Genomic DNA, 25,388 nt, shown 5'->3' on the forward strand with positions numbered 1-25,388 from the left:
TAAATAATGATCAGTCCTAGTGCTTAAAAAATACTTGCAGGGGGCATCTGATCAGTAAATGTGAACTTCGTCGGGCGATGAGACTACAGGTCTCTCCGTATAAGGAGATTGAATAGGGGTAAGCCAAGGAATTAAGGCCAAACCCCTCACCAGAAAAGCCAAATTCCTTCAACTCCCTACCGGTGCCCAAAACTAAAACTGACTGATCACTGTTAATAGATCTACTATCAAACTCCGGTTCGTTTTTCAAGGCGGCCTGCTTACCAATATAAGCCTCAAAAACCTGATCAGACTTTCGCACAAATAAAGCGCTTCTATTCGAATAAAAAATGGAACTATAGCGCTTGAAACCAACAACAACAATGGGTTGATCTGGTGCTGAAATATCACCAGCAATACGGGCAAGTTCACGCACTGGCTTAAGGCGTTCTCGATCGACTATTGGAGAAACTAAAGGTAGGGAAAAGGTAATGGCAGATAGCAGCACGACTGCGTTTGGAACCCAAATAAACGGAAGACGACCTGGCCTTATCGAGAGAAATATTATTGCGCCCGAGAGTAGGGCGAGGTAAATGCTGATTGCAACAGGGTTCAGAGCGCTAAGAAGCGCCCGATTAAAATTGGGGAAATCAGGAATGGGACGTAGAAATCGCGGCAGTAGGACAATCGCCAATGAAGAAACAGCCAATAGGCCAGAGTTGATCCAGCCGGTAATTACCAGGCCTCTGCCAAATGGACGATCGGGTTGAAATGGCTGAAACAGGAGAGAAACCGTCAATGCACCAGCCGGTAGAACTGGCAATATGTAGCCGGGGAGCTTAGTTGAAGCTAAAGAAAAGAAAAGAAAGATCAATGTTATCCAAAGCACAGCAAACAATGCAACATCGCTTTCCGATCTATTTTGCCTCCATTCGCTGAGCTGCCAAAAGCGAAGCCTGACCAGTGCGACCGGCAAAAACAGGGACCATGGCAACATCAATAAAAGCAACCAAGGCAAATAGAACCATGGTGGTCCTGGGTGAGAATAAAGAACAGACGTGAAGCGCTGAAAATTACTATATCCAATAAAACGTTGTAAAAACTCCCACCCATTTGCCTGGGTAGCCGCCACATACCAAGGCAGTGTTACCCCAAGGAAGAGGGAAACCAACGGAATCCAAGGAGTAGCGCGAATCTCAGAGAAAAGTTGACCTTTTAGAAACAAAAAACCAATGATTACTAAACCTGGCAGCAACAGGCCCACGGGCCCCTTTGCCATCACTGCAATGCCGCAAAATAATGCCAAGGTGACATGACCGATTTTTCGCTGGTTCAGGCAAGATCCAGCTAAGTAGGCCAGAAGAAAGCCCAACAGAGCCAGGGAAATGGCACTTGCAAGAAACATATCTGTAACTGAAGCCCTGGCCCAACCAATCCAACCCGGTGAAAGGGCAAGCAAGGTGCCTGCCAAGGTTGCTCTGCCAACGCGATTGCGACTCGACTCCTCCCGGGATCCCAACCTCAAGACAACCCCAAAAAGGGCCAAAACCGTGACCGTGGCTGATAAGGCTGTTGGACACCTAGCCGCCCATTCCGTCACACCAAATACACGAAAGCTGAGGGCAACCATCCAGTAGCCCCAGACTGGGTAGTCGAAAAAGGTTTCGCCATTCCATCTGGGGGTGATCCAGTCTCCAGAGAGCAGCATTTGTCGAGGAATCTCAACAAATAAACCCTCAGTTTTATCCATCAAGCCCAAGCTTCCCAGCTGGTTCCAAAAGACCAAGATGCATAAACCAAGCAAAGCCAAAAAGCCAGCTAGTGCAGGTCGACGTCCTTCAACCTCACACCATTTACCGAGAGAATTGATCATGGACTTCCTAGGGGGTGTTCCAAACAAACCGGCTAGAAGCGGCATAATTCCAAACGAACACAACTAATATCCCTGCCATTTGAGCTCCAACCAGATCACTAGAAACAAATCGATGGAATGCAGAAGCAACCCCAACATTCGCAACTACGGGCAGGGAAGCCACCAGCAGAAACTTAATTAAGCCACGAACTAAGCCAAGCCCCTTAAGCCTCTGAAATCTAAAGGTCAATGCATTGTTTACAAGGTAATTCGAGGTGGCTGCTGTAATAACAGCCCATGGCAAAGCGTTCTCGAATGCGATGCGCTGATAAAGCATTAATAGCTGGGTAACCATTAATTGAACCACCACCCCGCTTGCTCCTACAATCGCAAAACTTATGGCCCTTCTTGGCAGGATTCGAAAACTAAGGCTATGCAAAATTGAAATCAAAAAGTCCCAGAAGATTGCCAAATCTAATTTTGAACTGCCATAGTGACGCGGCTGAAAAGTTAAGGGGACATCTCTCACGCGCAGGCTGCCCCTGCTAACGGCCAATAGCTCATAGAGGAACTTGAACCCGTTGACATCAACTCCCCTGATCAGGCCCATGACCCTATTCAGGTGAAGGGTAAAAAATCCGCTCATGGGATCCGTGAGGTTCCCATAGACATCGGGCAGGCTGAATCTGGCAGTGGCATTTGCCCAATTAGAGCCAAATTCTCTTCTAGAACTAAGCCCATGTAATTGGGCATCGAGGTGAAAACGACTTCCAATTACAACATCAAGATCATCATCTAGGAGTTTTTCCAGAGCTTCGTGGACTGCTGATGGATCATGTTGCCCATCACTATCCATTACCACCGCCAGCTCTCCGGTGGAATCGAGTAGGCCTTCCTTGATTGCACTTGCCAGGCCAGAGCGTCCAACTCGCCGAATCAACCTAATTTCGGGTATTTGCCTAGAAAGGCTGCAAACAAGCTCAGCGGTGCCGTCTGAAGAGTCGTCGTCAACGACTAGTATCTCCAAATCAAACTTATCGGACAAACTTAGCAGCGGCATAATCACAGCTTCGATATTGCCGCGCTCATTAAAGGTTGGCAGCACAACAGAAACTCGCCTAAGCAGATTCCTCTGCCCAGGCGAATGTTCTGTGATTTGCGGTGCCCTATTCACCGTTTCTAACCTAACCTTCCTACTTGATGTATTCCTTCAGTACGCCGTTGCGGTTGGGGTGGCGAAGCTTACGCAGGGCTTTGGCTTCAATTTGACGAATGCGCTCACGGGTCACATCAAAGATTTGACCGATCTCTTCTAGGGTCTTCATGCGGCCATCATCAAGGCCATAGCGAAGACGCAGCACATCCCTCTCCCTTGGGCTAAGGGTGGCGAGTACCCCTTCAAGATCTTCACGCAGCAGGTTCTTGGCCACGTCCTGCTCGGGATTCTCTATGTCGGCCTCAATGAAGTCACCTAGGCGAGAATCTTCCTCCTTGCCGATCGGAGTTTCCAAGGAAATCGGCAGCTGGGCAGACTTGGCAATGAAGCGCAGCTTCTCGATGGTCATCTCCATCGACTCTGCAATCTCCTCCTCTGTGGGCTTGCGGCCAAATTCCTGGGAGAGGGTCTTGGTGGTCTTTTTGATGCGCGAGATCGTTTCGTATAGGTGAACCGGCAGCCTGATGGTGCGGCTTTGATCGGCGATGGCCCGGGTAATGGCCTGACGGATCCACCAGGTGGCATAAGTGGAGAACTTGTAGCCCTTTTCGTGGTCGAATTTTTCTGCGGCCCGGATCAGGCCCAGGCTGCCCTCCTGGATTAGGTCCTGGAAGGACAGGCCACGGTTCATGTACTTCTTGGCGATCGAGACCACCAGGCGGAGGTTCGATTGGACCATCTTTTCCTTGGCCCTGCGCCCCAGCATCAGGCGACGCCGGAACTTGATATTGGTCATCTCAACAAGGGCAGCCCACTCCTTGTTGTCAGGCAGATGGCCATGGTCCACTTCAAATTGCGCGGCCAGCTCCTCTAGGTGCAGTAGGTCGGCAATTTTGCGGGCCAGTTCAATTTCCTCATCCGCCCTTAGCAGGCGAATACGGCCAATTTCCTGGAGGTAAACCCGAATTGAATCCTCGGTGTAGACCCCTTTAGGTCCCACCTTGATGCTCGCCAAGGCCTTCGCCGCCTTGTCGTCCACCTCAGCGGTGTCCTCAAACTCAGCCTCTGCCGCATCCACATTTGGCTGGACGGCAGCTGCCACCAGGCCCGCTGCTGCCGCATCTAGATCGGCCTTAGGGGCAGCGACTTTTTTAGCTGCAGGTTTTTTGGCCGCGGGCTTTTTGGCCGCGGGCTTTTTGACAGCAGGCTTTTTGACAGTGGCTTTTTTAGCCGCAGGCTTCTTGGCGGCAGGCTTTTTAGCCACGCCATCAGCAACGGATGTATCGGGTGCTTCGAGCACCTCACCAGTGGCGGATTTAACTAACAAAGCTTCAGGCGTCGCCAATTTGGCTTTGGACTTAGCAGCAGTAGCAGGGGTTGCAGCAGCAGGGCTCATGGAACGATGGCAATGAATTCAGAAGACAGGCCCAACCCCCAACTGCCTGGCAAGCCGCCCAACGGACATGCCATGGCAATGGGGCCCCACATTCGGGGAAAGCCTTGGTTCAAAACGACATTTAGGTGGGCTAGGCGGAGCGGCAAACACGCCGAACAGCAATAACAATCCAGAAAAACAGTGGATTGGCGGCCGAAGCCTGGGCAGGGCTGTCAGGGGTTTTCGCAGACCGGGAGGCCAAAAATTGGGAGGCATGCTCCCGGGCTCTCTCTTCAGGTCTTCCCACTGGAAGGAACTCTGCAGGGTTCCGACGGCAGCCTTTGGACTGCCCAACCTAATTATCTTAAGAATGGCTAGACACCTTTGCAAGCTTGCCAAGCCCCTGGCTTCAAATCTGGTTAGAAGCGGGTCGTGAGGGCCAGGTCTTCACCTATCTCGATCCAGGGGGCGAATCCACTGCGGGGATAGGAGATCTGGTGCGGGTACGGCTCCAGGGGAAGCGCCATGTCGGCCTGGTGGTCGAGGTTCTCGGCCAATGTCCAGCGGAGCTGGCCGGCAAAACAATTCAACCGATTGAGGGGATTGTTCAACGGGCAGCCATCGATGCGAACTGGCAAAAACTGATGGCAGCCGTGGCCAGCACCTGCCATACCAGCCACTTCAAAACCCTAAAAACCGCCCTTCCCCCTGGCTGGCTTGGCCAGAGACGCCAGGCGGCAGAACCAAACCCCAGGCCGCGCTGGCAGGTCTCACTGGCTCCAACTCCAGACGCAGCTCAAGCTCCAGGCGAAGCCGGCTCCAAACTGACCGCTAAACAACAGGAACTGCTCGACCATCTCGGCCTCTGCCCGGGGCCAGTTCCCCTGGCAGAGCTCTGCAGCGGTGGCTGGAGTCGATCTGTGCTCACGGGCCTCGAGCGGCGGGGGCTGGTGAAAAGGGAGCCCCTGGGCTGCGGCATTGGCTTGGGAGCTCAGGGATCAGCCGAGTTTTTAGGGACCCCCGCGGGCGCCAGGGCCCTTACCCCAGCCCAACAGAGCGCAACTACGCAGATAGCCGAATCGATCTCTGCTGGCAGTCAACAATTTCTGCTCTGGGGGGTGACGGGCGCCGGCAAAACCGAGGTGTATCTGCAGGCCGCGGCCAGGGCCCTGGCGGAGGCTAAAAGCGTCCTGTTACTCACCCCGGAAATCGGCCTAATCCCCCAACTGCTGGATCGCAGCCGCGAGCGCTTTGGCCCGCGGGTGGTCGAATTCCATAGCGGCATGGCAGACGGGGCGAGGGTGGCCGCCTGGCGCCGCTGCCTACACGAGGGGCCCCTGGTGGTGGTGGGCACCAGGTCGGCGATTTTTTTGCCCCTGCTGAGCATTGGCCTGATCGTGCTCGATGAGGAGCACGACAGCTCCTACAAGCAGGAAAGCCCGATGCCCTGTTACCACGCCAGGGATGTGGCCCAGCTGCGCTGCCGCCAGGAGGGGGCCACCCTGGTGATGGGTAGCGCCACCCCATCCCTGGAAAGCTGGCTGAGCTGCCAGGGGCCAAATCCCACCTCCAAATTGCTGCGCCTGCCGGAGCGGATCGGCTCCCGCCCCCTGCCCGCGGTGCGGATTATCGACATGCGGCAGGAATTGGTGGAGGGCCACCGGCGCCTGTTGAGCAGGGCCCTGATGGGGAGGCTCGAGACCCTGCAGAGCAAGGGGGAACAGGCGGTGGTGTTGGTGCCCCGGCGGGGCTATCGGGCCTTCATGAGCTGCCGCAGTTGCGGTGAGGCGGTGATGTGCCCCCACTGCGATGTAGCCCTGACCGTGCACCGCCGGGGCACGGGCCAGGAATGGTTGCGATGTCATTGGTGCGACCACCGCGCCGAGGTCAGCTCCCGCTGCCTCCACTGCGGATCTACGGCCTTCAAGCCCTTTGGCGCCGGCACCCAGCGGGTAATGGAGCAACTCACCAGCGAGCTGGCGGATCTCCGGGTGCTGCGCTTCGATCGAGATACCACCCGTGGCCGTGATGGCCACAGGCGCCTTCTGGACCGCTTTGCCGACGGAGAAGCGGATGTGCTGGTGGGCACCCAGATGTTGGCGAAGGGCATGGACCTGCCCCGGGTGACCCTGGCGGCGGTCCTGGCGGCAGATGGCCTGCTGCACCGGCCCGATCTGCGCTCCTCGGAGCAGTGCCTGCAATTACTGCTGCAACTGGCCGGCAGGGCCGGCAGGGGCGAGCAACCCGGGGAGGTGCTGGTACAGACCTACAGCCCCGACCATCCAGTGATCAACCACCTGGTGGATGGCCGCTACGAAGCCTTCCTCGCCGAGGAAATTAACCTGCGACGCCAGGCGGGCCTGATGCCCTTTAGCCGGGCCTGCCTATTGCGGATCCATGGGCCGACCGCCAGCGGCACGGCCACCGCCGCCACCAGCTTGGCTGAACAAATTCGAGCATCGGTGGAAAGGGCCGGCTGGTTGCTAATCGGGCCAGCACCGGCCCCGGTGGCGAAGGTGGCAGGCAAGAGCCGCTGGCAGCTGCTGCTCCATGGACCTGCCGATTCGATCTTGCCCCTACCCTCGGAAGCGGAGCTGCGCCAGGGATTGCCCGCGGGCATTGGCCTGGCCATCGACCCCGATCCAATCACGCTCTAGATCAAAGGGCTTTGGCAGAAACGAAATGGCTAGGCGGGCAGCTCGGGCAAGCCAAAACCCATCAGTACCTTCAGCCTCTGCAGGGTGAGCACCAGCAGCAGGCCGAGGCCAATTGCAAGCCCACCCAAGCCCACGGGGCTCCAGCGCCAGGATTGGAGCTCCAATCGATTCAGGGCCCCAAAACTCAACTGCCAGGCCAGGCCAGGCCGCCTACCCGCCAGGCGCTGGGCAGCCTGGGGCTCTGCCCGCCTGATGGAGCGGGGACGGGCCGGATCAAGGTCGATGCTCAGTTGGACCCCGGCAATCTCCTGCACCTGGCGCAGGTCAATTTCCAGCAGCAGTGTTTGGCGAACCCCCACCAGCCAATTGCGCTCCTTCAGTGAAAGATCAGGTTTTGGCAGCTGGATTCCCGCCAGTTGGGCTGCGCTAGCCAAATTGGCTCTCAACAACTGCAGGGCCTCAGCCGCTGGCTGTACTGGGCCCAACAGAAATTGGTTCTGGTCATCGGCGCCACCGGAAGATCGCTCCGGGGCGCTGTAGTGCAGGCCAGCGCGGCGCAGGGCCTGGCTGAACTGGCGCTGCCAGGGGGGTATGGGGCTGCGGCTGGTCTGGAGCTGGTATCCAATCTGGAGCCGGCCTGGCCCCTGGAAATGGACCTGGGTATGCACCTCCATGCACCCCCCCAGCAGGAGTGTCAAAAGCAGTAAAACAGCGGTCACCAGCACAAATCCCAGGGGTGCCTTGGTCGGGCCCACCGGCGGAGGCGGTGGGTCGTCACTTTTTTTGCGCCGACGGCTGCTGGCCCATTGCTGCATCCGCCCGGCAATCGGCTCGGCCTCACCAAGGGAAGGCAGGGAGATGGACCACTCCCTGGGACGCTCTAGGGCTGGGGCCTCCAGTACGCAAAGCAAGTCACTGGCCTGGGCCCGCAGGTTGGCATCGGAGCAGCGCTTTACCTGGCGGCAGCAGGCCATGGCCCGCACGCTGTTGCCCTGGCCCATCCAGGCCGTGGCCATCAACAACTGCAACTCGGCCCCCAGGGGCGTTGCCGCCGGAAAAGTTGCTACGAGGGGCTCGAGGCTGCGCAGCACCAGGCCGTAATCACCGCGCTCCAGGGCCGATCGGGCCGGCAGAAAAGGATCTTCCTGGGCGAGCTCCTCCATCACGCTGCCGGAGCCAACTCAGTGGAGCAGGGCACGCTGACTGCCAACGACCATCGTGCCAATTCCCGTTTTTGTGAATATCTCCAGCAAAAGGGCGTGGGGTACGCGGCCATCAATGATGTGGGCCGCCGAGACCCCTTGGGCCAGGGCGCGGATGCAGCATTCGGTTTTGGGGGTCATCCCCCCATTCACCACCCCAGCGGCAATCAATTCCCGGGCTTCGGCCAAGGTGAGCTGCCGCAGCAGGGATTCCGGCGATTCACGATCCCGCAGGATTCCGGGCGTGTCGGTAAGCAGGATCAACTTCTCCGCCTGCAGGGCTGCCGCCAACTCGCCAGCGACAGTATCGGCATTGATGTTGTGGGCCTGGCCGGCGAGATCGGCAGCCACGCTTGAGATCACTGGGATGTAGCCCGCCGCCAACAGGGGCTGGAGCACGGCGGGATTGACGGAAGCCACCTCCCCCACCAAACCATTGGAACCATCTCCATAGGGCCGGGCCGTGACCAGGCCGCCGTCGCTACCGCAAAACCCTACGGCCCTGCCGCCCACGGTATTGAGACCGTTGACGATGTGTTTATTGACCCTGCCCACCAGCACCATCTCGACCACATCCATGGTTTCTGGCGTGGTTACCCGCAGGCCATTGCGAAACTCCGGGGTGATGTTTAAGCGCCCGAGCCAATCATTGATCTCTGGCCCGCCGCCGTGCACAACCACCGGTTGCACCCCGACTGAGGCCAGCAACACCAGATCCCGATAGACCGCGTCCCGCAGGTTGGCGGTGGCCATCGCCGCCCCCCCGTACTTCACCACCACCCTCCGTCCAGCGAAGTGCTGGATGTAGGGCAGGGCCTCGCTGAGCACGGCGACGCGCAGGGTGTCGTCGCTGGTGACCAACGAATCGCTTGAAGCCAAAGAATCGCTAGGGGTCAAGGAACTGGAACTCCAGCCTGAGGGAGAAGGCTCAGGATGAACTCAGCTTGGCCTCTTGGTTGAACTTCAGCCACAAGATCTGCCCCGAAGAAGCGACCGAGCCGATCCTGCTGGGCATGCCATTTCTCCAGGGGCACCGCCCCGCATTGGAAGTGCATACGCAGGCCGTAGTGGCCCTGGCAATCCAACTCCTCAATGCTGAGTAGTTGGGGGGGGACGTCCTCATCCCAGAGCTTGAGCACCTCCAAGGAACTTTCCAGGTGGGCCTTCTGGCCATAGCGCCAACGCACCACATCCACCAGCAGCTTGCGCAGGGGCTCACTCTCGGGGAGTTCGCGCAGGGCCTTGAACTGGGCTGGGGGGCTTAGGCGCTTGGCGGGGGGCAGTTCGGAGGATTTGAGGGCAAGCCCACCAATGAAGATCGGCACCCCATAAAAAATGGTGGGCAAGCTGAGATTCGGACTGTCAGTGAGGTAAGCGATTGAACCGATCACCGTCAGCAGGGCGCCCGCGAGGGTGATCAGGCTGCCGGGCGAAAAAAGTGCTTGCATATGGCAATTGTCGGTTATTCCAATGGCGAGCGAGCTGGAGAGCCCAGGGGCGGAGTCAACCGTTGTGGGCACCCAGGAGTTGCTGGAGCAGCTCAGGGCAGATCGGCTTTGGCTGCTACGCCAAATCGATGCCGGCAACTATGGCGAATGGCGCCTCGACCTAGCGGCCCTCGAGAGGGAATTGGGCCAGCTGCTCGACCAAGTGCACCAAACCATGGAAGCCAAGTAGGGGGCTTCTAGGCAGCAAGGGGCCGAGTCAAAACGGAATGTCGTCATCGCCCAGATCCGGCACCAGCGGTGAGCTATTCCAGGCCGGGGCCTCTGGGGCTGAAGCAGCTGGGGACGCCGCTTGGGAAGAAGAAGAGGCAGAAGCCACCGGCGTGATGGCGGGCATGGGCGCCGGGGCATTGCCGACAACCCTGCGCTGGGGGGGTGGGGTCGAGCTGGCAACTGGGGCATTGCCGCCGGAACCCACAGGGCTGGCGGCGCCAATCGAATGGATGCGGGCCAGGGTGAATTCGGCCTTCTTTTCCTTTACCCCGTCCTGGCGGGTCACGGTGTTCATGCGCAGCCTCCCCTCCAGCACGAGCCTCTGACCGACCTGCACCCGGTTTTGCAGGTCCTGCGCCAGATTGCCCCAACCCACCACCTTCAACTGGCCCGGGGGATCGTCGGGGCGCAAGCCATCCAACTGGACAGCCATCTCGGCCACGGGGGTCTGGTTGTCTTGGGTGTAGCGCACCTGGGGTGCTTCCAGGACATCAACCTCGAGCAAACAGTGATTCACACCCCAGGAGCCATTGGAGTTGCCCATCCTGATGCACCGAGCTGAAATGCACCAGGGGAAACCAAGGATTTGGCTGCTGGCGGGCACCGGTGAGGGGCCCCCGTTGGCCAAGCAGCTGCTGGCTGAGGGCTGGCAGGTGCAGCTCAGCCTGGTCAGCGGATCGGCGGCATTGCCCTACGTAGCCCATCCCAACCTGGACATCAGGATTGGGGCCCTCGGCGGCGATGGGGCGATTGGCCAGATGCTCGAGCAGGCCCAAGCAAGGGGCAATTCCTTTGCCGCAGTGGTCGACGCCAGCCACCCCTTTGCCCGCCAGATCAGCGCAGATTTGGCCAAGGCCTGCATGGCCCGCCAGCAGCCCCTGCTGCGGCTATTGAGGCCAAGCCTGGAAGGGCCAGGGCAGATCCAGCTGCAAGCCAATCTGGAGGCCCTGGCCGATTACCCCTGGCATGGGGAACGGTTGCTATGGGCGATTGGGGCGCGCCAGCTCGCCAAGGCGATTGGCCTTAGCAAGGGTGCAGTGCACCATGCCCGGATCTTGCCCACGCCAACGGCCCTGCAGCAGGCCATGGCCTCGGGGCTAGGGGAGGGCCAGTTGGCCTGCCTGCGGCCAGCCGAACCCACGGCCCGCTGGGAAGACTCGATCGAGGCGGCCCTGCTGCGCCAGTGGGGGATCACGGTGGTCGTGGCCCGCCAGTCGGGGGGGATAACGGAGGCCAGTTGGCGGGCGGCCTGCGCAGGCCTCGGGGTGAAGCTGCTGCTGCTGCAGCGGCCCCCAGAACCGCCTGGGGTGGAATGCCTTTTGGAAGCTGAGCTGCTTGCGAGGCTGGCCGGCATTAAGGGACTGTTCAGCCCAGATGCTGGGCCAGCAAATCCGGCAGGGAGCACTGGGGCCTAGGACCCAGTTGGGTCACCACCGCACCGGCGCAGAGGGAGCCCAGCTGACCGCATCGCTCCAGGTCCTCACCCCTGGTGAGCCCAAACAGAAAGCCGGCGGCATAGAGGTCACCGGCCCCTGTGGTGTCAACCAGGGGACCCAGGCTGTAGGGGGGGATGGTGAAGGTCTGGTCGCCACTGAGCACGGTCGATCCCTGCTCGCTGCGGGTCAAAGCTGCAATGGCACAGCGGCCCCGCACCTGCTCGAGCGCCTCCTCAAAGGAATTGGATTTATATAGGGCTGTGATCTCCATTTCATTGGCGAACAGCACATCCACATGGCCATCTACCAGTGCCTGGAAACTCTCGCGATGGCGCTCTACGCAAAAGGCATCCGAAAGGCTCAAGGCCACCTTGCCGCCATGGGAGCGGGCCACATCGGCAGCGGCAATGAAGGCCTGCTTGGCCTCATCGCTGTCCCATAGGTAACCCTCCAGGTAGAGCACCTGGGCCTGGGCCACCATCTCCAGGTCGAGATCGGCCGGATCCAGGCCCACCGAGGCGCCCAGATAGGTACACATCGTGCGTTGGGCGTCTGGGGTCACCAGGATCAGGCAGCGGGCGGTGGAGGCCCCACTGCTGGCGGCAGGGGTCTCGTAGCGGGCGCCAACGGCCCGAATGTCATGGGCAAAGATCGCCCCGAGTTGGTCGTCGCGCACCCTGCCAATAAAGCCAGCCCGACCGCCCAGCTGGGCAATGCCCGCCAGGGTGTTGGCGGCCGATCCGCCGGAGGTTTCCAGGCCCGGGCCCGCACTGGCATAGAGGCGCTCGGCCTGGCCCTCATCCACCAGGGCCATGGTGCCCTTGGTGAGGTTGTGGTTGTCGAGGAAGGCGTCGTCGGCCTGCACCAACACATCCACAATGGCGTTGCCGATGCCTACGACATCGAAGCTTTTGGTGGTCATGGGGTTTTAAAGGCTCAACAGGGCCCGCTTGGGGCCATGGATCGGATCCTCCACCACGATGGTCTGGTCGCGGTTGGCGCCCAGCGAGACAATCGCAATCGGCACCTCCATCAGATCTGCAAGGAAGCGCAGATAAGACATCGCCGTGGGGGGTAGCTCCTCGAGCTTGCGGCAATCGGCAGTGGAGCACTGCCAGCCGGGCAGGGTTTCAAAAATGGGCTTGCAGCGGGAGAAATCCTCAGAGCTGCTGGGGAAGTAATCAATCCGCTGGCCATCTAGTTCATAGGCCACGCACACCTGGATCTGATCGAGCTCGTCGAGCACATCCAGCTTGGTAATGGCCAGGCAATCAAGGCCATTGACCTCCACCGCGTAACGACCGATCACACCGTCAAACCAGCCGCAGCGCCGCCGGCGGCCGGTGGTGGTGCCGTATTCCCCGCCGCGATCGCAGAGGTGATCATTAAGGCTGCCCTCCAGCTCGGTGGGGAAAGGACCTTCGCCGACCCTGGTGGTGTAGGCCTTGGCGACCCCTATTACCCGGTCAATCAGGGTGGGGCCCACCCCGGCGCCGATACAGGCTCCACCACTCACCGGATTGGAGGAGGTGACATATGGATAGGTGCCGTGGTCGAGATCCAGCAGGGTGCCCTGGGCCCCCTCAAACAGGATGTTCTTGCGATCCCGGGCCGCCTGGTGAATCGCCCGGGTGCAGTCGACCACGTGGGGCGCCAGGCGCTGGCCGTAGCTGACGTACTCGGCCACCACGGCCTCAAAATCCAGGGGCTCCAGCCCGTAGAGCTTCTGGAGAATTTCATTCTTGTCAGCTAGGGGGCCAGCCAGCCGTTCCCGCAACTTGGCCTCATCAAGGATGTCGAGGATGCGAATGCCGTTGCGCTCGGCCTTGTCCGCATAGGTGGGGCCAATGCCCCGGCCCGTGGTGCCAATGCGTCGATCACCCCGGCGTAGCTCCATCGCCTGGTCGAGCAGGCGGTGGTACGGCATGGTCACGTGGGCCGTGCTGGCCAATTTCAGGCCACCAATGTCGATGCCGTAGTCGCTGAGCATGTCGAGCTCACCGAGCATCACCTTCGGATCCACGACGGTGCCGGAACCGATCAGGCAAATGGTTTCTGGGTAAAGGATGCCCGAGGGGATCAGGTGCAGCTTGAGCACCTTGTCGTCGACCACGATCGTGTGGCCGGCATTGACCCCGCCCTGGTAACGCACCACCACGTCGGCGGAGCGGCTGAGCAGATCTGTGATCTTCCCCTTGCCCTCGTCACCCCACTGCGCACCGATGACGACAACGTTGGCCAAGGAAACAGCGGCCCGAAGCCGCTTCAAAGCACAATCGGTGAGCTTCTCAGATCAAACGCCCCTTCGTCAAAACCTGGGGCCTAGGCGCCCCTCGCCACATTGACCTCAGCCTTGTTCAACTCCTTGGTAAGACGCTCCCGCAGGGCATCCGGCAAGGGGCGATTGGGATAGTTGGTGTAGTGACCAGCCAGGGAATTCATGGCGGTCTGCATGGTGGTGAAGGAGGCCAAACCGTTCACCGAACTCCTGGGGCGATAGCGGGCCACGTAGTTGTTGATAAGGCTGCGGGCCTGGGTTTCAGCCTCAGGACGGCCAGGGTCGTCGGCGCCCAGGGCGATGGTGGAGAGCAACACATCGGCAACGGCAACCGTGTCATCCAAGTAGTTGCCACTCAAACCGGTTGAGGCGCCGGAGCAGGCGCTCAGGAATAGGCAACTGCAGAGCACCACGGCCAGGAGCGAACTCCTCAGGGCCCCCATCCACCGCTGGCACCAGGCAGGGAAAAGGGAACCCATGGATTTAATGACGTGTATTCGGATCGTAGGTGGCGCTAGAGCCCCTGGCGCTGGCGCTCCAATTGGGGCAGCAGGGTTTGCAACAACTGGGAAGCCGCCAGGTCAGTTTTGGCACCCGTCGCCCGTTCGACCAGCTCCACCAGCCCCTCTGCGGCGCCGCGGCCCACCACCACTCGCCAGGGAATGCCGATCAGATCGGCGTCCTTGAATTTCACCCCCGCCCGCTCCGTTCTGTCATCCAGCAGGCCATCCACGCCTGCCTGCAGCAACTCGTCATAGATCTGCTCGGCCAGGGCACTCTGTTCTGGCTCCGCGGCATTGGCTGGCACCACCACGACTTCGAAAGGGGCAATGGACACGGGCCAACAAATGCCATTGGCATCGTGGTGCTGTTCCACGGCGGCCTGGGCTAGACGGGACACCCCGATGCCGTAACAACCCATCCAGAGCGGCTCCTGCTGGCCCCCCTCAGTGGTGAAGTTGGCCCCGAGGGCCTCTGAGTATTTCCGGCCCAGTTGGAAAATGTGGCCCACCTCAATTCCCCTGGAACTAACCAGTTGCTGAGCCGGGTCGTGGCAGCACCCATCTCCGTCCTGGGCAGCACGCAAATCCACCTGCTCGGGCCTGGCCACCAATTCGCCCCAACTGGCCCCAACCAGGTGCGTATCCAGCTCGTTGGCTCCGCAGACAAAGCGCTCCAGCTCCCCTGCGGTGCTGTCGGCCAGGCGCAGCAGCCGGGGTTGCCAATCCTTGGCGGCGGCAAAGGCAGCGTCTTCGAGATGGGGGCCCATGTAGCCAAAGGGCAGGGGCGGCAAACCCTGCTTTGCCACCTGCTCTGCCGTTAGGGGGGCAAGCTCCAGCAGGGCTCCAAATTCCGCAGGCACCCGCGCCCTGATCGCATTGGCCAGCTTCACCTCGTTGAGCTGTTGATCACCCCGCAGGCTGACCAAAACCGGCTGGGCTGGCGCCTGGGCGAAACGGGCCAACAGCAGCAACACCTTCAAGATCTGGGTGGGATCAAAGCCATGGCCAGAAACCAGCTGATCGATGCTGGTCTGACCGGGGGTGGCCAGGGAAGCAGATGCTCCAGCGGGCAGGGCCACGGCCTGGGGTGCCAGGGAGACCGCCCGTTCCTGGTTGGCGGCATAGCGCCCATCAGGACTGGACAGAATCAGATCCTCGCCGGCATCGGCCGTGACCATGAATTCCTGGCTGGCCGAGCCCCCTATGGCCCCACTGTCGGCCTCAACGGCGACCGCCCGCAGGCCACAGCGCTCAAAAATGCGCCGATAGGCACCATCCATGGCTGCGTAGCCCTCCTTGAGGGATGGCTCATCGGCGTGGAAGGAGTAGGCATCTTTCATGATGAATTCCCTGCTCCGCATCAGGCCAAAGCGGGGTCTGATTTCATCGCGAAACTTGCTCTGGATTTGATAGAGGCTTACCGGTAGTTGCCGGTAGGAGCGCAGCAAATCAGCTGCCAGGGCCGTAATTACCTCCTCATGGGTGGGACCCAGGCCCAATTCCCGACCCTGGCGGTCCTGAAGGTGAAACATGATCCCTTCTCCGGCGGTGTAGCCCGCCCAGCGGCCACTGCGTTCCCAGAGTTCGGCCGGCTGGAGCTGGGGCAGCAGGGTTTCCAATGCTCCGGTGCGATCCATTTCCTGGCGCACGATTTCGGATACCTTGCGCAGCACCCTCCAAAGCAGGGGTAAATAGGCGTAGACCCCGGAGGCCACCCGGCGGATGTAGCCAGCCCGGAGCAGCAACTTGTGGGAGGGAATCTCCGCCTCGGCCGGGTCATCGCGCAACGTCACCAGCATCAGGCGGGAGACGCGCATGGGTCTTGCAAATCAGGTAGTTGCGGAACTTATCACTGTCCTGCAGTGAGCAGCATCACAGGGATACCTCTGCTAGGTTCCCGATTCATTTCCAGCAGTCCAAGGCCCGTCTCGTGCTTCCCCATCCTGGCCAGATCCATGCGGCGGCCAGCCTGGGGCAAGCGGCCAACAGCCTGGAGCTAAACCCCGGGGAACTAGCAGCGGCGATAGCCCAGGAGGGCGGAGATGCCCTGATCGGGATCGATGAGGTTCAGAAAGCAATCAACCGCTCCCGTGCCTCGGTTTATCGCTACACAAATACGGATCCCCGCAACCTCAACCCTCCCTTTAACCCGCGCAAACTCAACCCTGAGTACCGCACCGATCAAAAAGATCCCCTGCTCTTCCACCCCCATGAGGTGGCCCGCTTCGCCCGGGATGTGTTGCGCATTAAGGAAGTCACGGTTGAGGTACTCAACTCACCTTCAACCGCAACCCAGCAGCTGCTGGGATCAATTCTGGAGGAGCTCAAGGCAATCCGCTCCCAGCTTGAGGTCAACCAATCAGTTGGGTAAGGGGCTGAAAAACCCAGAATCCATCTTCTCGAGACTTTTTATTAGCTGGCTTTGACCCGCATCCGCTTGATTTGGGTTTCTAAAGCTATGATGGGTGGCCAGAATCGAATTTAGATCTGATTTAGATCAAATCGATTCATCTGGGTTTCAGCCTTGAAACTCCAGCCAAATTGCCCCCTTCGCCTTCAACAGTGGTTCGCCGTATTTGGCCCACCACACTTCTATGGATCCCGTTCCCCGAGTTTCTGAAACCCGAACTTCATCAACTTCCCCAGCCCTTGCTGAAACTGGCGCGATTGCCCAGGAGCACCAAGGTGAGGCCGCAGAAGACCCCTTCAGTACGGGCCCCCAAGCCCTGCCATACCTGCTTGGCATGGTCATCGCCGTAGCAACCGTAGTGGTACCCATCTTTGCGGTGGTATCAACCCGACCCAATAGCCCCGCGGGAGGTGGCCCAGCCGAGGGTGGCGCCGGATTAACCCAGCCGCTGTAGCAGGAAGCCTTCGTAGCCAAGGGCCTGGAAAATCCTGGCCGGGTCCCCGAAACCAGCGGCATTGACCAGGGCTGTCAAGCGGGCCCTGCCGATCGGGTGCAGACCATGGGTGAGGGCCTCCAGCTCCTCGGTATCGGCCGTCAGGCCGCTTGCCCTTTGGAAGCCGAGCCAGGCCGCTTCCACCTGGGCCTGGAGGGGAGAACGGTCTGGGGCCATCAGATCAACCAGCACCAGTTGGCCCCCAGGTTCAAGGCTGCGGGCCAGGGCTGTAAGGAAGGCCAATTTGGTGCCGTCGTCGGGCAGGGATTGCAAAACCAAGACCGAAAGAGCCCCTGCAAAACAACTTTGGGCCTCCAGCCCCTCAACGGTGGTTTGCTGCCAGTTGATCCCCTCCGAGGCTGGCCCAAGCCGCTGCTGGGCCTCAGCCAACATCTCGGCGGAAGGATCAATCGCCCTTAGCTGCCAATCGGGGCGCTGCGAACGGGCCTCGACCAACTCCGCACCGGTGCCGCAGCCAGCCACCAACACCGAAGCCCCCGGCAGGGAAGCGCGCTGGGAGGCTGCCAGCAGGGCCACGGCCAGGCGAGCCAGGCTGGCGTAGCCGGGAATCAACTGCTGGACGGTGAGGTCGTAGCCCAGGGGAGCAGCCACTCTGAGACGGCAGGGAAGCTGATGCTACGCAGGGCGTCCGGCGTGGATTAAGTTTGGCGGCGCCCTTTCGATTTCCCGACCGTGCCCACCATCCGTTTTGAACAGGAAGGCCAGCAGGTCGGATGCATTGAGGGTGCCAATCTGCGCAAGGCAGCCCTGGATGCGGGAATCAACCCCTACAAGGGCCTAAACAACGTCAACAACTGCGGAGGCCTGGGCCAATGCGGCACCTGCGTAGTTGAGGTGATCGAGGGCGCCAAAAACCTTTCCCCCCGCAGCGACGTCGAGGAGGTGTACCTGGCTGATCGCCCCGCCAACTACCGCCTCAGCTGCCGCACCAGCGTCAACGGCGACGTGACCGTGCGCACCCGACCCAGCAATGCGGTTGGTTCTGGCTCCAACAGCCTGATGGGTGCCCTCAAGGCCCTAATCGGCAGATAGGCCTGCCGGTGAAGCTCTATAGCTACTCATCCTGCAGCACCTGTCGCAAGGCGATTGCATGGCTCAAAGAGCGGGGCTACAGCCCTGAGCCCATAGACATCACCACCATTCCACCCAGCCCTGGGGAATTAGCCCTGGCCCTCGAGCAATTGGGCCGCAAACGGCTGTTCAACACCAGTGGCCTGAGCTATCGGGCCCTGGGCTCGGCCGTGGTCAACGCCATGGACGACGACCAGGCATTGGCAGCCCTCGCCGCCGATGGCAAATTGATCAAGCGCCCCTTCCTGGTGATCGATGGCCCGAGGGTGGTAACGGGCTTCAAGGCTGAGGAGTGGCAGGAGCTGCTTTAGGGCTAGCTGCACTGGCAGGGAAGTCGGCACTGGCAGCAGCCGTGGTGAGGGCATCAAGCTCCCGGATCAAGGTCTCGATGCTGGAACGGCTGATTTGGCTCAGGTAGGTGCCCTTTAGCCCGTCAATCAGCACGCAAAGCAGCTCCTGGGAGCGGGCCAGCCCTTCGCCCTGCTCCAGGGCCACGGCAAGTTCTTCCCAAAAACGATCTAGGACCCTTTGCAGTAGGTCCAACTGCTGCTGGTCGCGGCGGGAGAGCTGTTGGCCGGTTTTCTTCGAGAGATCCAACAGGCTTTCCACCATCCCTGATGCCAACTGCTGGCCCAGGCCCGTTTCCACCCCAAGTAGGGGCTGGAGGGGCCGCAGGGGCGCGGGCACTACGGAGTTTTCAAAACTTTGCTTGAGTGCATAGCCCAAAACCCCCTGCAGCTCCGGCCCCAGCCGGGGCAAAACCTGGCTCAAGAGCAGGGGCGCCCAAATGCGCACCAGGGCCGCCAATTCCCTCTCCTCTTTGCTGCCCGAAACGCTCTGGTGGCTGCAGAGGCTGCGAATTCGCTGGGGCCATTGGCGGGAGCGAATAACCCCCTGGGCGCCATCGAGGAGCTGCAGGGCGAGAACCTCAAATAACTCCACGGCCAAAAGGGCCACCACCGCCCGACTGACCACCGCCCGCAATGGTTCGATGGTGATCAGACCAGAACTCTGCAACCTTTCCACCACGGGCAAAAGCCTCAGCCAACGCCAGAAAGGCAGCAGCAGCGGTAGATCAATCCAGCGCCGGAGCAGGGCATCTCGCCAGCTGAGCCCTGGCAAACGGCGACGCAGGCGAATTACCCGCAGCAGGATGTCGAGGGCAAAGACGCTCTGGAAGAGCAGTAGGTCAATTCTCCAGAAATGGTCCGTGGGCCTGCCATTGCCATCAATGGAGCGCCAGTAATTGGTGGCAACCAGCGGCAGTACTTGTTCTTGCCAGAAAAGCCGCTCCCCTTGCCAGCCGTGCTGCTGGAGCCAGGCCGTACTGAACAGGGTGCGGGCCGCATCCCTGGCGGAGTCAGTGTTTACCCGCTGGCGCAGCCGCGATTTGATCTTCTCAAGGGTGCCCGAACCCTCCGAAGCCAGAAAGGGGTTGGTTTCGATCAAGGTCAGGGTCAGCTGCCTCTGCCGTTGCAGCAGGGAAAGCTGGGCTGGCGAAAGGGCGGCCCCTACTGGCTGGACCCTTAGGGCGGCATCCAGCTGCCTGAACTGGCGCAGGTAGGCCTGGGTTTCCCTGTGGGGCTCAATTCCCTTGATCGGATCGACCCAGGGTGTGATGTCGGGAATGGCCGCCAAGGGCACCACCAGGGGCACCGATGGGATCGGGTAGAGGTTGCGCTGCAGCCAAAAGGTTCGTATTGGCACATAGCTGATGTCAAAGGCCACACATAAAAGGTTTATGCCGGCCCAGAGCGCCACAAACCTGTCCCAGCTGCGGCTCCAGCGACCTACTGGCATCGGATAGCGCTCTTGCCAGCGGGGTAGGGCCATCAGGTGGGGCGAAACAGGGGGCTGCGGTGACTAATCTGCCGTCTCCGGATTGGGGACAGCACTTGAGCGAGAAGAGCAATCCGGGGGAGTTTTGGCGCAGTGTGGTTCTCACCCTGGCCGTGGCCCTGGGGATTCGCCAATTTCTGGTGGAGGCCCGTTACATCCCCTCCGGCTCGATGTTGCCAGGCCTGCAAATCCAGGATCGCCTGCTGGTGGAGAAATTGGGCTACCTGAGCCACCCGCCAAGGCGGGGCGACATTGTGGTCTTCTATTCCCCGTACCATTTTGATCCGGTGCTGGCCAGCGGTAGCGATCGCAACCCGCTTCGCTGCCTGCTGGTGAATTTGCCGGGGATTGGCAATCTGCCCGGCCTGGCCAATCCGGCCTGCGACGCCTTCATTAAGCGCGTGGTGGCCTTGCCCGGTGAGCAGGTCAGCGTTGATCCCACGGGGCATGTGGTGATCAACGGCCAAAAGCTGCTGGAGCCCTACGTGAAGAACTACTGCCCCGTAGATCAACAGGGTGTCGGGCCCTGCAGGCCCCTCCAGGGAGTTGTGCCCCCAGGGCACGTATTAACCCTGGGGGACAACCGGGCTAATAGTTGGGATGGCAGGTTCTGGCCAGGCGGAGCATTCCTGCCCAAATCGGAAATCATCGGCCGGGCCTTCTGGCGCTTCTACCCCTTCAATCACCTGGGGGAGCTCACGCAGAAAGGGCCCAGTCTGCAGGGCTCGTCAGCCCGCTAGCCCGCACTAATCCCCGCAGCCTGGACCCCCCAAAGGGCTGATTGGCAGCCAGAGAAAGCGACTGACTGGGCTGCCAATCCCAATCAGCACAGGGGTCAAACAGCAACCAGCGTTTTGAACCGGCTGTCAGCTGCTCGGGCTGCTGGCCAAGCAGCTCTGAGCCCCCCCAGCTGAGCACCTGCCAGAGCTGGGCCGCACTCCAGTCACGGCCCACCACCAGCTCCTGCCAAAGCAGGGGCAAGATCAGACCATGGGGAGCACCGTGGCCGGCTACCCCGGGGCGGCGCTGGTCTATCGGCAGCAGGTGCTCTTCGCCATCGAGGGGGAGATGGTGCACGGCCACCGCAGTGATCAAGCCCTCGGCGAGGGCATCCAGCAGGGCCTGGCGATCAGGTGGGGCCCCCAGGGAGGGCACCACGCGCCAGCCCTCAGCGGCCAGATCCAAATTGCCGCTATCGCTGACCAAGTGCCACCAACAGACAGAGGCGGCGGGGATTTTCTGCTGGGGCCTGGCCTGGCGCAGCAGTGCCACCCCCTCGGCAGTGGAGAGATTCATCAGCACCAGCCGGCGCTGGGGATGGGCCGAGACCAAGGCCAGCAGGCTCTGCAGGGGAAGGGATTCACTGATGCGCAGGTCACCGGGCCAGCCGGAGCGCAGGGCCTGCACCGATTCCCGCACAAAACCGCCCGCGGTCAGTTCAGCCTGGCGGGGAGCCACCAGCAGTGGTGAGGCAGCCATGTCGCCCAGGGTCAGGCCCCGCTCCAGCAATGCCAAAGGAGGCATCCCATCGGCCCCTGCCAAGCCGACGGCCCCTGCGGCCAGTTGCTCTGCCTGGGGAGCAAGGTCTTGGTCGAGGCCATCGCAGCTGAAACTGCCCCAGAGCTTTAGCTGCATGGGCCCGCTTGGTTTCAAGCCAAGCCGCTCCGGCCGATCCCGCCAGTGCGGCCCCCAGGGCAAAAGGGCAACGGTGCCAAAACCACCGGCCGCAGCCGCCTTTTCCAGGCTGGTCAAGTTTTCGGCCCGGCCCCCAAAGGGGTCCTCCAGCACGCTGTGGGGGTCCACCAAGGAAGGGGCTAGCAGCCAGCCCTGGGCGTCATGGGCCCTCAAACCCTGGGCCTGGGCCTGCCCAGCGGCCTCCTCACCCCAAGCCACCAGAGCCCCATCCCCATCCAATAGGGCATCGGTGCTGATGGTCGGCTGGTCGGGTCCGCGCAGGAGATCTAACTGGCGCAGCCAAACGGAAGGATTCAAGGTTTAAAGGGCACCGGCAGCAGTGCGATCCAATACCCCCCCAAGATGGTTGGTCAAATTCATCGCGGCCACCACCGGCACCCCATCGGGGCCCGTGGGGTAGTCGACCACTGTCACGCCACCATTGCCCTGCTTAATTGCCCAGATATCAGCTGGGCCCAGGGTCAGTAGGGAGCAGAGAATCGCCTTATTGACCGCATCGTGGGCCACCACCAGGGCCGTTTCATGGGGATCAAGGCTGGCCGCAATCCCGTGCCAGGTGGCCAGGGAGCGGGCCCAAACATCGTGGATGGTTTCTCCTTCGGGCATCTGCACGGTTTCTGGTGCCCGTTTCCAATCGGCCAGTAAATCCGGCCATCCCTCGGCAATTTCCGCCTCCAGGCGCCCCTCCCAGAGGCCATGGCCAATCTCCACCAAACCCTTAGCGGTGGTTAGGGGCACCCCGGGATGGGCCGCAAGAATCGCCTCAGCCGTTTGCCTTGGCCTGGTCATCGAACTGCTGTAGGCCCGCTGAATGGCCACAGGCGACAAAAAGCCACTGGCGGCCTCTGCCTGGGCCCGGCCATTGGCATTGAGCGGAATGTCGATCTGGCCCTGGAAGCGACCCTCCCGGTTCCAGTCGGTTTCACCGTGGCGCACCAGCAGCATGCGGGCGCCCGGCCCCTTTGGCGGCAGGGGCATGCCCAGATGGCCCACACCATTTAGGGATTCCAGCTGGCAGGCCAGATGTCCCTCGGGGCCTGGGGCCAAATTGCAAACCGAGATCGAGGCATTGTCGAGGCGAAGACGCCTAAAGCCCTGAACTGGCAGACCCAAAAGGGCCAACAGCAGGCAGCGCAAGATGGCGTTGTGGCCCACCACCAGCACCGTGGTCTGGTTGATGGGATCGATGGCCTGGGGATGACGTTCGAGCAAAAAGGCCTTGAAGGCCAGGGCCTGCTCCATCAGCTCGGGCAGGGGCAAATAGCTAGTGCCGTCGCGGCGTTGCAGCTCGAGGGCCTCTGGGGCATGCCGCCATTGGCGTTCCTGATCCGGGTAACGCTCCTTCAGCTCGCTGCGGACCAGGCCGCTCCAGGGCTCCAAATCGATTTCCAACAGACCGTCCTGGAGGCTGGCCCCTAGCCCCTGGCCCTGGGCTGCCAAAAGGGTGGCGGCGGTGCTGGCAGCACGGCGCAGGGGGGAGCTGTAGGCGACATCAAAAACCAAATCGGCCAATGCCTGGCCAGTGGCCTGGGCCTGGGCCTCCCCCACTTCGGTGAGGCTGGCCAGGTCATCTCGGCCCTGGATGCGGTGGTCAACGTTGAAACTGCTCAGCCCATGGCGGACCAACACAATCCGAAGGGGCACGGCCTTGGCGCAGCTGGTGGGCCATCGTATGGGAGGGCCTGGGAGAATCGGGCCAAAGCAGATCTGGAGCCCCGCGGTTGAGTGCTAGCCATCCCAAACCAACCCGGGCCACACCGGCGTGGAAGTGGCTCTTAGCCCTACTCAGCCTGGTGCTCAGTGCCCTGCTCTGGGTCAGCGGCCTGATCGAAAGCCTGCAGCGGCCATCGGTGGGTAATGCCCTCAGCCTGCGCCAGCTGGAATTGGCTGTGGAAGCTGCCCCGGCCATGGCTGGGCCCTTCCAGGGCCTTTTGAGCGGCCCAACGCCGGCGGAAAGTTTGCGCCAGGAACTCGCCCAACAAATCGAGGCGGAGGCCACACCCCCAACCGCTGCCCAGGCCCTCGAATTGGCCCTCCTGGAAATTCAAACCGGCAAAACAAGCCAGGGGCAAAAGCGACTGCTCGATCTCCAAAGCCAGGTGCCACCGGAGCAGAGGCCCCTACTGCAGCAACTAGCGGGCAAGGGAACCGGTGGCGATCGTTGGGCATGGAATCTGAGCCCCTTCCAAGGGCAGCTGGTCTGCGCCCAGCTCGGCAGCGAGCCCCCTTGCCCAGGCGCTGCCACACCAGCATCGGCTAGGCGGGCCCTGGTCAGGCTGCTGGGCATTAGCGCCGCTCCAGTTCTGCTCCTTCTGCTGGGCCTGAGCCTGCTGGTAAGGCAGGCCTGGAGGCGCTGGCGGGGTGGGAAACAGCAAGCCCCGGCCCTCCTGGGCCCTCCCCTCGACCTGCTCGATGCCACCCTGCTCATTGCGGGCGGCTTTGTGGTCTGCGGAGAACTGCTGACCCCCATTTTTCTGGCCCCCCTGATTCAAGCCGCCCTGGGCAGTTCAGGCCTGGGGAGTGCAGCCAATCCAGGGGCTCCGGCCAGTGCCCTGGTCCAGGCCATCACCGTGCTGGCGATGTACGGCGGTCTGATGAGTGCGCCCCTGTTGATCCTCTGGGGCCAATTGCGCCACCGGGGCCCGGTCCCCGAGGGAGGCTGGTTGCAATGGGGCTGGCGGCCCCTCCGCACGGCGGGGCTGGGGGCAGTGGGCCAAATGCTGATGGTGCTGCCCCTGGTCAGCGGCGTGGGCTGGTTGATGGACCGGTGGGGGGGCATTAATAGCGGCAGCAATCCCCTCCTGGAATTGGTGCTCAACGCCGATCAACCCCTGGCCCTGGGTCTGTTTGCCTTCACCGCCACCGTGCTGGCGCCCCTGTTTGAGGAAACCCTCTTCAGGGGGGTGCTGCTGCCGGTGGTGGGCCAGCGCTACGGAGGTGGGATTGGGGTTTTGGTTAGCGCCCTGGCCTTTGGCCTGGCCCACCTCAGCCTGGGCGAACTGCCGGCCCTATTTGTATTGGGCCTGGGCCTTGGTTGGTTGCGGCTGCAGAGCGGCAGGCTGGCCCCGAGCGTGCTGATGCATGGCCTCTGGAACGGGCTCACCTTTGCCAATTTGTTGTTATTAGCTGGTTAATGCCCACCTGCCCCTTGCTGCAAGGGACTTGAAGTGGTTCACTTGCTCAGCTAATGGCCTAGCTCTTGGTCGCCACGTTTTCAGCCCAACAAGCACCAAGCCAGGCCCCGGGCCCCAGTTGGTTAAGCAGCCGCCCAGCCCGGCGCACTGGTTCCCAGGCCAGGAAAAACTCGAAGGCCCTGGAGCTGATCCAGGGCTCCCTTTCAAGCCGCAAGGTTGAACGTCAGAGCCCCTGGCTAGCTGGCTTTCACCGGGCTGCCGATGGCACACTGGTCGGGCTGGGGATTTGCATGCTTGCCCTCAGTGGCCTGACCCTGCACTGGCAAAACCAATGGGGCCACCAGTACCAACAACTGGAAAACTCCCAGTCCCTGGAGCAGCGAATGCAGGAATCCGCCGCCGTACTTGAACAACACCACCTGGGCGTGGTCAAACGGCCGGGCCAGCTGGTGCCCACCAACAGTGAAAACCTGGTGTATATCCAGGCCCCCCAAAGCGACCCTAAAAAGCAAGCAACCGCCCTCCTGAGTGCGATTCAGCTGGCGCCCATTCCGCCTGGCTACTGATTT

Annotated in this window: 25 protein-coding genes; 10 read left to right on the plus strand and 15 right to left on the minus strand. The window is 61.2% G+C overall.

All coding sequences use genetic code 11. The features are described from left to right. Positions 1-16 precede the first annotated feature (16 nt). The 3 genes from KBY49_RS03930 to rpoD form a co-directional block, all read right to left on the minus strand. Positions 17-1,852 carry a glycosyltransferase family 39 protein gene (locus KBY49_RS03930; RefSeq protein ID WP_254933442.1) on the minus strand — a complete coding sequence of 612 codons (1,836 nt, stop codon included), beginning with the start codon at positions 1,850-1,852 and terminating at the stop codon, positions 17-19. Between the two features lie 7 nt (positions 1,853-1,859). Further along, positions 1,860-2,936: a glycosyltransferase gene (locus tag KBY49_RS03935; RefSeq protein ID WP_254933443.1), complete on the minus strand. Its 1,077-nt coding sequence runs from the start codon at positions 2,934-2,936 to the stop codon at positions 1,860-1,862. An 88-nt stretch (positions 2,937-3,024) separates the two neighbouring features. Beyond that, a complete protein-coding gene (gene rpoD, locus KBY49_RS03940; protein WP_254933444.1) occupies positions 3,025-4,383 on the minus strand; it encodes an RNA polymerase sigma factor RpoD in 1,359 nt (452 codons plus the stop codon). A gap of 371 nt (positions 4,384-4,754) precedes the next feature. Here rpoD and priA point away from each other — a divergent pair, with 371 nt between their 5' ends. Continuing rightward, positions 4,755-7,019 (plus strand): primosomal protein N', encoded by a 2,265-nt coding sequence (gene priA, locus KBY49_RS03945; protein ID WP_254933445.1) that lies wholly within the window; start codon positions 4,755-4,757, stop codon positions 7,017-7,019. Between the two features lie 29 nt (positions 7,020-7,048). Here the strand turns inward: priA and KBY49_RS03950 are convergent, their stop codons facing one another. From KBY49_RS03950 to KBY49_RS03960, 3 genes are read right to left on the minus strand one after another with little or no spacing between them, the layout of a single operon-like run. After that, on the minus strand, positions 7,049-8,182 hold the full coding sequence (locus KBY49_RS03950) for a DUF3153 domain-containing protein (protein ID WP_254933446.1): 1,134 nt from the start codon (positions 8,180-8,182) through the stop codon (positions 7,049-7,051). 18 nt (positions 8,183-8,200) lie between these two features. Beyond that, positions 8,201-9,100, minus strand: coding sequence for an acetylglutamate kinase (gene argB, locus KBY49_RS03955; protein ID WP_254933447.1), 900 nt, complete (start codon positions 9,098-9,100; stop codon positions 8,201-8,203). A 14-nt stretch (positions 9,101-9,114) separates the two neighbouring features. Then, positions 9,115-9,669, minus strand: a complete 555-nt coding sequence (locus KBY49_RS03960) for a DUF2854 domain-containing protein (protein ID WP_254933448.1) — start codon at positions 9,667-9,669, stop codon at positions 9,115-9,117. Between the two features lie 22 nt (positions 9,670-9,691). Here KBY49_RS03960 and KBY49_RS03965 point away from each other — a divergent pair, with 22 nt between their 5' ends. Then, the gene (locus KBY49_RS03965) at positions 9,692-9,898 is read left to right on the plus strand and encodes a hypothetical protein (protein ID WP_254934012.1); all 207 of its coding nucleotides are present in this window, start codon (positions 9,692-9,694) and stop codon (positions 9,896-9,898) included. Positions 9,899-9,925: 27 nt separating this feature from the next. Here the strand turns inward: KBY49_RS03965 and KBY49_RS03970 are convergent, their stop codons facing one another. Continuing rightward, the gene (locus tag KBY49_RS03970; RefSeq protein ID WP_254933449.1) at positions 9,926-10,456 is read right to left on the minus strand and encodes a single-stranded DNA-binding protein; all 531 of its coding nucleotides are present in this window, start codon (positions 10,454-10,456) and stop codon (positions 9,926-9,928) included. A 13-nt stretch (positions 10,457-10,469) separates the two neighbouring features. Here KBY49_RS03970 and KBY49_RS03975 point away from each other — a divergent pair, with 13 nt between their 5' ends. Further along, positions 10,470-11,354 carry a precorrin-6A/cobalt-precorrin-6A reductase gene (locus tag KBY49_RS03975; RefSeq protein WP_254933450.1) on the plus strand — a complete coding sequence of 295 codons (885 nt, stop codon included), beginning with the start codon at positions 10,470-10,472 and terminating at the stop codon, positions 11,352-11,354. Here KBY49_RS03975 and KBY49_RS03980 read toward each other — a convergent pair. From KBY49_RS03980 to KBY49_RS03995, 4 genes are all read right to left on the minus strand, one after another. Continuing rightward, positions 11,305-12,297 carry an adenosine kinase gene (locus tag KBY49_RS03980; RefSeq protein ID WP_254933451.1) on the minus strand — a complete coding sequence of 331 codons (993 nt, stop codon included), beginning with the start codon at positions 12,295-12,297 and terminating at the stop codon, positions 11,305-11,307. The two genes, KBY49_RS03975 and KBY49_RS03980, sit on opposite strands and share 50 nt — an antisense overlap. Positions 12,298-12,303: 6 nt before the next feature. Then, entirely contained in the window at positions 12,304-13,617 is a 1,314-nt protein-coding gene (locus KBY49_RS03985) for an adenylosuccinate synthase (RefSeq protein ID WP_254933452.1), read from the minus strand. Between the two features lie 80 nt (positions 13,618-13,697). Next, positions 13,698-14,132 carry a photosystem II protein Psb27 gene (psb27, locus tag KBY49_RS03990; RefSeq protein WP_254933453.1) on the minus strand — a complete coding sequence of 145 codons (435 nt, stop codon included), beginning with the start codon at positions 14,130-14,132 and terminating at the stop codon, positions 13,698-13,700. A gap of 35 nt (positions 14,133-14,167) precedes the next feature. Beyond that, positions 14,168-15,973 carry a proline--tRNA ligase gene (locus KBY49_RS03995; protein WP_254933454.1) on the minus strand — a complete coding sequence of 602 codons (1,806 nt, stop codon included), beginning with the start codon at positions 15,971-15,973 and terminating at the stop codon, positions 14,168-14,170. Positions 15,974-16,146: 173 nt separating this feature from the next. Here KBY49_RS03995 and KBY49_RS04000 point away from each other — a divergent pair, with 173 nt between their 5' ends. Next, positions 16,147-16,527 (plus strand): resolvase, encoded by a 381-nt coding sequence (locus KBY49_RS04000; RefSeq protein ID WP_254934013.1) that lies wholly within the window; start codon positions 16,147-16,149, stop codon positions 16,525-16,527. A 223-nt stretch (positions 16,528-16,750) separates the two neighbouring features. Beyond that, positions 16,751-17,020 carry a hypothetical protein gene (locus tag KBY49_RS04005; protein ID WP_254933455.1) on the plus strand — a complete coding sequence of 90 codons (270 nt, stop codon included), beginning with the start codon at positions 16,751-16,753 and terminating at the stop codon, positions 17,018-17,020. Here KBY49_RS04005 and KBY49_RS04010 read toward each other — a convergent pair. Next, positions 17,003-17,671 carry a class I SAM-dependent methyltransferase gene (locus KBY49_RS04010; protein WP_254933456.1) on the minus strand — a complete coding sequence of 223 codons (669 nt, stop codon included), beginning with the start codon at positions 17,669-17,671 and terminating at the stop codon, positions 17,003-17,005. The genes KBY49_RS04005 and KBY49_RS04010 overlap by 18 nt on opposite strands. An 81-nt stretch (positions 17,672-17,752) precedes the next feature. Here KBY49_RS04010 and KBY49_RS04015 point away from each other — a divergent pair, with 81 nt between their 5' ends. Both KBY49_RS04015 and KBY49_RS04020 read left to right on the plus strand, forming a co-directional pair. After that, positions 17,753-18,112 (plus strand): 2Fe-2S iron-sulfur cluster-binding protein, encoded by a 360-nt coding sequence (locus KBY49_RS04015; RefSeq protein WP_254933457.1) that lies wholly within the window; start codon positions 17,753-17,755, stop codon positions 18,110-18,112. Positions 18,113-18,120: 8 nt separating this feature from the next. Continuing rightward, positions 18,121-18,462, plus strand: coding sequence for a Spx/MgsR family RNA polymerase-binding regulatory protein (locus tag KBY49_RS04020; RefSeq protein ID WP_254933458.1), 342 nt, complete (start codon positions 18,121-18,123; stop codon positions 18,460-18,462). On the opposite strand, the gene KBY49_RS04025 is transcribed toward KBY49_RS04020, so the two are convergent. After that, the gene (locus KBY49_RS04025) at positions 18,431-19,984 is read right to left on the minus strand and encodes a hypothetical protein (RefSeq protein ID WP_254933459.1); all 1,554 of its coding nucleotides are present in this window, start codon (positions 19,982-19,984) and stop codon (positions 18,431-18,433) included. The genes KBY49_RS04020 and KBY49_RS04025 overlap by 32 nt on opposite strands. A 62-nt stretch (positions 19,985-20,046) precedes the next feature. On the opposite strand from KBY49_RS04025, the gene lepB reads away from it, so the two are divergent. Then, the gene (lepB, locus tag KBY49_RS04030) at positions 20,047-20,730 is read left to right on the plus strand and encodes a signal peptidase I (RefSeq protein WP_254933460.1); all 684 of its coding nucleotides are present in this window, start codon (positions 20,047-20,049) and stop codon (positions 20,728-20,730) included. Here the strand turns inward: lepB and KBY49_RS04035 are convergent. Both KBY49_RS04035 and KBY49_RS04040 read right to left on the minus strand, forming a co-directional pair. Continuing rightward, complete coding sequence (locus KBY49_RS04035; RefSeq protein ID WP_254933461.1) at positions 20,687-21,982, minus strand: dihydroorotase; 1,296 nt, start codon at positions 21,980-21,982, stop codon at positions 20,687-20,689. The two genes, lepB and KBY49_RS04035, sit on opposite strands and share 44 nt — an antisense overlap. A 3-nt stretch (positions 21,983-21,985) precedes the next feature. Then, a complete protein-coding gene (locus KBY49_RS04040) occupies positions 21,986-23,329 on the minus strand; it encodes a histidine phosphatase family protein (RefSeq protein WP_254933462.1) in 1,344 nt (447 codons plus the stop codon). Positions 23,330-23,406: 77 nt separating this feature from the next. Here KBY49_RS04040 and KBY49_RS04045 point away from each other — a divergent pair, with 77 nt between their 5' ends. Together KBY49_RS04045 and KBY49_RS04050 are read left to right on the plus strand one after the other, a co-directional pair. Continuing rightward, the gene (locus KBY49_RS04045; RefSeq protein WP_254933463.1) at positions 23,407-24,819 is read left to right on the plus strand and encodes a CPBP family intramembrane glutamic endopeptidase; all 1,413 of its coding nucleotides are present in this window, start codon (positions 23,407-23,409) and stop codon (positions 24,817-24,819) included. Between the two features lie 65 nt (positions 24,820-24,884). Further along, entirely contained in the window at positions 24,885-25,385 is a 501-nt protein-coding gene (locus tag KBY49_RS04050; protein ID WP_254933464.1) for a hypothetical protein, read from the plus strand. Positions 25,386-25,388: the final 3 nt, after the last annotated feature.

This window comes from Cyanobium sp. WAJ14-Wanaka (assembly GCF_024345375.1).
Taxonomy (GTDB): Bacteria; Cyanobacteriota; Cyanobacteriia; order PCC-6307; family Cyanobiaceae; genus Cyanobium_A.